At 74.0% G+C, this 6,191-nt stretch carries 7 protein-coding genes; 4 read left to right on the plus strand and 3 right to left on the minus strand.

What is annotated here, in order from left to right; translation table 11 throughout:
* The 3 genes from DQW06_RS15160 to DQW06_RS29765 all read left to right on the plus strand — a co-directional run.
* A partial coding sequence (locus tag DQW06_RS15160; protein ID WP_198662452.1) for an MFS transporter occupies positions 1-748 on the plus strand: 748 nt, incomplete at its 5' end.
* A 233-nt stretch (positions 749-981) separates the two neighbouring features.
* Positions 982-2,349: an OFA family MFS transporter gene (locus tag DQW06_RS15165; protein ID WP_071621723.1), complete on the plus strand. Its 1,368-nt coding sequence runs from the start codon at positions 982-984 to the stop codon at positions 2,347-2,349.
* 85 nt (positions 2,350-2,434) lie between these two features.
* Entirely contained in the window at positions 2,435-2,563 is a 129-nt protein-coding gene (locus DQW06_RS29765) for a hypothetical protein (protein WP_013152218.1), read from the plus strand.
* 227 nt (positions 2,564-2,790) lie between these two features.
* Here the strand turns inward: DQW06_RS29765 and DQW06_RS15170 are convergent, their stop codons facing one another.
* Entirely contained in the window at positions 2,791-4,263 is a 1,473-nt protein-coding gene (locus DQW06_RS15170; protein ID WP_198662453.1) for a potassium/proton antiporter, read from the minus strand.
* A 48-nt stretch (positions 4,264-4,311) separates the two neighbouring features.
* Between DQW06_RS15170 and DQW06_RS15175 the strand changes: the two genes are divergently transcribed.
* On the plus strand, positions 4,312-5,136 hold the full coding sequence (locus DQW06_RS15175) for a universal stress protein (protein WP_117198734.1): 825 nt from the start codon (positions 4,312-4,314) through the stop codon (positions 5,134-5,136).
* 128 nt (positions 5,137-5,264) lie between these two features.
* On the opposite strand, the gene DQW06_RS15180 is transcribed toward DQW06_RS15175, so the two are convergent.
* On the minus strand, positions 5,265-5,744 hold the full coding sequence (locus tag DQW06_RS15180; protein ID WP_013152221.1) for an SRPBCC family protein: 480 nt from the start codon (positions 5,742-5,744) through the stop codon (positions 5,265-5,267).
* Positions 5,741-6,070: a helix-turn-helix transcriptional regulator gene (locus DQW06_RS15185; RefSeq protein WP_013152222.1), complete on the minus strand. Its 330-nt coding sequence runs from the start codon at positions 6,068-6,070 to the stop codon at positions 5,741-5,743. The genes DQW06_RS15180 and DQW06_RS15185 overlap by 4 nt, the downstream gene beginning before the upstream one ends.
* Positions 6,071-6,191 lie beyond the last annotated feature (121 nt).

Raw genomic sequence — 6,191 nt, forward strand, 5'->3', positions numbered from 1 at the left:
GCCCGCCTCCGCTCCCGGGCGGCCCCCGGCACCGGGGGCCGCCGGGGACACCGCGGCCGGGGACACCGCGAGCGCGGATGCCGCTGACGACGCCGCGCGCGCCGAGGCCCCCGCGGGCGAGGACGCCGCTGACACCAGCGGCGGCGCCGCGCGCCCCGCGGCCGGGTCGCCCTACCGGCACGGGCACATCTGGCGGGTGCACGGGGTGAGCATGCTGCTCGGCGTCCCGCAGATCGCGCTGATGACTTACGCCGTCATCTACCTGGTGCAGGAACAGGGGTGGAGCCCGCCCGCCGCGGGCGCGGTCGTCGCGGTGGCGCAGGTGCCCGGGGCGGCCGGGCGGCTGCTGCTGGGCGTCTGGTCCGACCGGACCGGGGACCGGATGCGCCCGGTGCGGTGGCTGGCGGTGGTCTCGGGGGTCTGCCTGGTGCTGCTCGCGGCGCTGCCGGGGGCCTGGGCGTGGACGGCCGTACCGCTGCTCCTGGCCTGCCTGGTCCTGACGATGTGGCACAACGGCCTGACCTTCACCGCCGTCGCCGAGACGGCGGGAACCCCATGGGCGGGGCGGGCCCTGGCCGCGCAGAACTGGCTCCAGGCGGTCAGCACGACCCTGACGCCGGTGCTCATGGCGGCGGTGATCACCCTCGCGGGCCTGCCCTCCGTCTTCGCGGTGAGCGCGCTCTTCTCCGCCGCGGCCGTCGCCGTGGTCCCGGTGGCGCGGGGGCGTCAAGAGAAATGGGGTGTTTGACCGGTTTGTGGCCACTGAGGGCTTGATCATGACGCGTTCATCACATAAGTTCGCTTCCGGCACAGACGTTCGACATTCGTACGATCACTCTCCGTGATGGGGGCTGCTCTCGACAGGGTGGAACACCCCGCCCAGCCCGGTTCCCGGCAACCCCGGGAGGATCCCGGACCGGCAGGAGCGGCCCCGGCGTCGGCGCCCCCCACCGCGACAAGGCAGAACACGAAGCGGGATCCATGACGCGCACCAGTCCCCTGACCTCGTTCCTCGACTACGAGAGGAGCATCGCGCCACCCGGCCACAGCCGGTGGCTCATCCCGCCCGCGGCCCTGGCGGTACACCTGTCCATCGGCCAGGTGTACGCGTTCAGCGTCTTCCGCAACCCGCTGGTCGAGCGGTTCGACACCTCGCTGACCGCGATCGGTGTCATCTTCAGCATCGCCATCGTCATGCTCGGCCTGTCGGCCGCGTTCGGCGGCAAGTGGGTGGAGCGCAACGGCCCGCGCAAGGCGATGTTCGTCTCCGGCCTGTTCTGGTCCGGCGGGTTCGCGGTCGCCGCGCTCGGCGTGGCGACCGGCCAGCTCTGGCTGGTCTACCTCGGCTACGGCTTCCTCGGCGGGCTCGGTCTGGGCATCGGCTACATCTCGCCGGTCTCCACCCTCATCAAGTGGTTCCCCGACCGGCCCGGCCTGGCCACGGGCATCGCGATCATGGGCTTCGGCGGCGGCGCGCTCATCGCCTCGCCGCTGTCCTCCGAACTCCTCAACCGCTACGCCGACACCCCCGCGGACGCTATCGCGCCCGCGTTCCTCACCCTGGGCGCGGTCTACTTCGTGGTCATGATGCTGGGCGCCTTCACCGTGCGCGTCCCCCCGGCCGGCTGGCGGCCCCCGGGGGCCGCCGCCGAGGAGCCGAAGGGCGCCTCCGCCGGCGTGTCCCCGGCGCTGGAGGGGGTGTCGGTGGAGACCGCCGTGCGCACCCCGCAGTTCTGGCTCCTGTGGACCGTGCTCTTCTGCAACGTCACGGCGGGGATCGGGATCCTGGAGCAGGCCTCGCCCATGGTGCAGGAGTTCTTCACCGGGGTCGGCCCGGCCGAGGCGGCGGGTTACGTCGGCTTCCTCTCCCTGTGCAACATGCTCGGGCGGCTCGTGTGGTCCTCGGCCTCCGACGCGATCGGCCGCAAGCGCGTCTACATCGGCTACCTCGGCCTGGGCGGGCTCCTCTACCTGCTGATCGCCGTCGCCGGAACCAGTTCGATCGTGCTGTTCGTGGCGCTGACCGGCATCATCCTGTCCTTCTACGGCGGCGGCTTCTCCACGGTGCCCGCCTACCTGAAGGACCTGTTCGGCACCTTCAACGTGGGCGCCGTCCACGGCAGGCTCCTCACCGCCTGGTCGCTGGCCGGGGTCGCCGGGCCGATGATCGTCAACGTCATCGCCGACGCCCAGCTGGCCGCCGGACGCGACGGGGCCGAGCTCTACGGGCTCTCCCTCTACGTCATGGTCGGCGTCATGGCCGTGGGCTTCCTCGCGAACATGCTGGTCCGGCCCCTGCCCGAGCGGGTCCACCAGCGCGACCGCGAACGCGTCGCCGGGCGGAGCTGAGCCCGGATCCGGGGGCGGGGCCGCGACGGGCCCCGCCCCCCGAAACCCCACACACGCCTCACCGGTCACCGATGAAGGGCCACACATGTCAGGCAACCGGACCACCAACGCCTCCGCCGTCACCGCGATCCTGCTGTGGGTGATCGTGCTCGCCGCCCTGGCCTACGGGGTGGCGCAGACCGCGGTGGACGCCGCGGCGCTCTTCGCCTCCTGAGGGCCGACGCCGCCCGCCCGTTCCCACCAGGCGGTACACCGCCGCATCGGCGCGCCCGCCGCCCCGCCCCAGGGGGAAGCGCTGGGCGCGCCGAGGACAACCCGCTCGACCACGGGCCATCCCCCGCCGCCGGGGCTCGGGGGATCCGCCGGTCCTCGGCGGCCTGCGCCGTTACCTCGACGGCCCCGGAAGGGCCTTCCGGAGAGGCCCCGAACGGGCGACCCGCCTCAGGCCCCGCCCGCGCTCTCGCCCTTGGCCCAAGCGGTGACCAGCCTCTGGGCGTCGGGTCGGCGCGGCATGGCCACGATGAGCAGGTCGTTCTCGCGGATCCGGGTGTGCGCCGAGGGCACCAGCACCCGCTTGCCCCGCAGGATCGTGGTGACCAGGCCGTGCGGCGGTTCCAGTTCCCCGAGCCGCCTGCCCACGATGTGGAGCCCCGGCGCCGCGCGCACCTCGATCAGCTCGGTGCCCAGGTCGCTGATGGGCACGTCCGCCACCACGGGTTCGAGCGAGTGCCCGCCCCGGGTCAGCCCCAGCAGGCCCGCGGCGGTGCGGATGCTGGTGCCCTGCACCGCCGCGGAGACCAGCACGACGAAGAAGACGATGTCGAAGACCAGGGCGCCGTCGGGGTACCCGGCCACGAAGGGGAACGTGGCCAGCACGATCGGCACGGCCCCGCGCAGCCCCACCCAGCTGACGAAGGCGATCTCCCGCCACGTGTAGTCGAACCACACCAGGCACAGAGCCACCGTCACCGGTCGGGCCACCAGCACCAGGACGGCGCTGACGGCCAGCCCCGAGAGCGCCACCCCCGGCAGGTCGGAGGGGAAGACCAGCATCCCCAGCAGCAGGAACAGCCCCACCTCGGCGGTGCTGGAAAGCCCCTCGTGGAAGGTCCGGATGCCCCGCCGGCGCAGGGGAGCGCGGGCGCCCACGACCAGCCCGGTGACGTAGACCGCCAGGAAGCCCGAGGCGCCCGCCAGCGCCGCGGCGCCGTAGGAGACCCCGGCCACGCCCAGCGCCAGCACCGGGTAGACTCCCGCCGGTCCCAGGTTGATCCGGGTCAGCAGCCAGCTTCCGGCCAGCCCCGCCACGGCGCCCACGGCCAGGCCCCCGACCAGCTGCATGAGGGCGAACAGCGCCCACTCGGCCGGCGACGGCGTGTCCCGCCAGGTGGCGATGAGTCCGATGGTGAGCAGGATGGCGATCGGGTCGTTGGCGCCGGACTCCACCTCCAGCAGGGAGGCGACCTTGCGGGGCAGCGGGGCCCTCCGTAGCATGGCGAACACCGCCGCGGCGTCGGTGGGGGCCACGACCGCGCCGATGAGCAGGGCGGTCAGGGGGCGCACGTCCAGCAGCAGGTACGTGCCCGCCGCCAGGATCAGCGCCGTGCCCGCCACCGCCACCGTGGCCAGCGCGAACCCGGGCGCGGCGGCGCGCCGCAGGTCCCCGGGCTTGGTCGTCAGGCCGCCCTCGAAGAGGATGAGGATCAGTCCGACGGTCCCGCCGATCTGGGCGATCTCGGGGTTGTCCAGGCGGATCAGCCCGAGCCCGTCGTCGGCGATGAACATGCCCAGCGCCAGGAACAGCAGCAGGCCGGGCAGCCGGATGCGGTTGGCGAAGCCCGAGGCCAGGATCGCCGCCACCAGCAGGAGCCCGGCCGCCAGGATCCACCCGTCGGCGGGCAGGTGCACTGTCATGGTCCCCCCGTCGTCGGCTCCGGGACGCGGTGGAGGGGGGGAGTGCCGATGGCCGCCGGTGGTGAGGACGGCACCGCACGGGCCCCCGCCCGCTCCATCACCCGGTTCCTGGTGCCCCTGGACGGCACCGCCGGTGCGGCGGCCGCCCTGGGCCCCGCGCTGCGCGCCGCCCGCGTCCTGCGGGTCCCCCTGGAACTGCTGACCGTGCGCGACCGCGTGAACCGCGCGTGGGCCGAGGACGTCGACGCGGTCGCCGCGGGCCTGGACTACGACCGCGTCGAGGTGTCCATGGTCGGCTCCGGCTGGCCGGGGGACGTGATCGTCGACACGGTCGCCGAGCAGCCCGGAACGGTCGTGTGCATGGCCACCCACGACCGGGACCGGTTCTCACGCCTGGTGGCGGGCAGCGTCACCGGACACGTGTTGCGCCAGGCCGCAGCCCCGGTGCTCATGATAGGTCCCGGATACCTGTGTGACGAGGGAGGCGGGGCCGGTGGCCGCGCCCTCGTGTGCCTGGACGGCGGTTCCCGCGACGCCGACACCCTCGCCCTGGGACAGGGGTGGGCCCGCCAGCTCGGACTGGAGGTGGAGCTGGTGCACGTGGCCTCGCCCGGCGGGGCGGCCGTGGCCGAGGCGCGGCTGTCGGGGGCCGCGCGGAGGCTGGAGGCGGACGGCCTGGCGGTGCGGACGACCGTGCTGACCGGCGCCGACCCGGCGGGCGACATCACCGGGCTGCTCCACCGCCGCCCCGGCGCCCTGGCGGTGCTCGCCAGCCGCGCCCGGGCGGGGATTCCCAAACTCGTCCTGGGCAGCGTCAGCTCGCGGATCCTCGCGGTCAGCCCCCGCCCCGTCCTCCTCACGCGCTCCTCCTGAGACGGGCACCCGGCGGGCTGGCCGGAAGCGTTACCGGTGTTCCCCGAGGGGTCCTGGCCCCGGTGGTCTCGTACCCGTGGCTGGTCCCGGCCGCCCGACCCCGCCGCGAGGTGCGAGGTCGCGGTGTGTCAGTCCGCGGCCAGAGTCTGGCGGTAGTGCGCGATGAGCGCCTCGTCGGGACCGGCCTGCGTCCGCTCCGCGCGTCCGTCCAGCACGGCGGCGAGCGCGCGCAGGCACAGGTCCCACCCGGCCGCGGTGTTGGCCGTCCAGGCCGGGTCGGCGACGGTGTTGGACAGGCGCAGCACGCACCCGTCGCCGTCCTCCTCCAGGGTCCAGCGCAGGTCCTCGCCGTCCCAGTGGAAGGCCAGGACGTGCGGCGGCGCGAACTCGGTGATCGGCGCGGTCTCCGGTTCCTCTCCGGGGAAGGTGAACGTGAGCGCGCCGCCCTCGCGCGCGTCGATCGCCACCCGGCAGGGGAACCACCGGCTGAGCGCCTCGTCGGTGGTCAGCGCGGCCCAGACGGTCGGCAGCGGGTGCGGGTAGCGGCGGGTGAAGCGCAGTACGGGTGCGCCCGGCGTGCTCGTGTCGACGCGGACCTCGGTGCTCATGGCTGCCGCCCCTCCTGTGGATGCGTGGAGTCCAGGTAGTCGCCCAGTTCGTCCAGCCGGTCCGTCCAGAACGCCCGGTAGGGGCGCAGCCAGTCGTCCAGGTCGCGCAGCGCCTCGGCCCGCAGGCGGTAGCGCCGCCCCTGCCGCTCGGCGGTCTCGGAGACCAGTCCGGCGGTGCGCAGCACGCGCAGGTGCTTGGAGACGTTGGGCTGGCTCATGCCCAGTCCGGCGACCAGCTCCTTGACGAGCAGGCCCTCGCCGCGGCGCAGCGCGTCCAGGATGCGGCGCCTGCTGGGCTCGGCCAGGACGGCGAACAGATCGGGCATACACCGAGTATGCCTATACGGTTATATAACTGTCAAGACATAAAGGGCGGGGTGCGTGCTCCAGGTGGTGGCGGATGTCCAGGTCCCCCGCCCGCTCCCCGGCGGGGCGGTCTCCGGGGAG

This window comes from Nocardiopsis sp. TNDT3 (assembly GCF_003427465.1).
GTDB classification, from domain to species: domain Bacteria; phylum Actinomycetota; class Actinomycetes; order Streptosporangiales; family Streptosporangiaceae; genus Nocardiopsis; species Nocardiopsis dassonvillei.